At 69.3% G+C, this 554-nt stretch carries 1 protein-coding gene; it reads right to left on the bottom strand.

What is annotated here, in order from left to right; all coding sequences use genetic code 11:
* Positions 1-108: 108 nt before the first annotated feature.
* On the bottom strand, positions 109-554 hold a 446-nt coding region (locus RHBS_RS28505), incomplete at its 5' end, for a glycosyltransferase (protein ID WP_128646961.1).

The following is a 554-nucleotide window of genomic DNA, read 5'->3' as shown; positions in this document are numbered from 1 at the left end:
GCGAGGCCGCGGCCAGTTCGGCTGCGGCGGCGTCGCCGATCGAGGCGGCGAGGCGCGTCTTGGCCAGACCCGGAACGGGGGCTTTGGCGACGACGAGAGCGGTGACGGTCACGAGAGCACCTTCCAGAAATCTCGCACGGCGACGATCGTCCCCTTCACCGAGCCCGAGACCTTGGACGTTCCGGCGGTCCGTGGTCGGTAGTCCACGTCGTGTTCGACGACGGTCCAGCCGGCTTCGGCCGCCAGCACGAGCAGCTGCAGCGGGTAGCCCGAGCGGCGGTCGGTGACGTCGAGGTCGAGCAGTGCCTGACGGCGTACTGCGCGGATGGCTCCCAGGTCGTGGACGGGAAGCTTGTACTTGGTGCGAAGTCGAAGTGAGAGAACGGCATTGCCGATCCTGGCGTGCAGGGGCGAGCTTCCCTTCGCCGGTCGGCGGCGACCGACGGCGAGGTCCGCGTGATCGAGGGCGGTCACGAGGGTCGGCAGGTCGCGTGGATCCATCGAGCCGTCTCCGTCGAGGACACAGACGATCTCGGTGTCGGCCGCGACGACGC

Source organism: Rhodococcus sp. BS-15 (assembly GCF_000813105.1).
GTDB lineage: Bacteria > Actinomycetota > Actinomycetes > Mycobacteriales > Mycobacteriaceae > Rhodococcoides.
The sequence above is the reverse complement of the archived record's forward strand: the minus strand, read 5'-3'. Positions and strand labels throughout refer to the sequence as shown.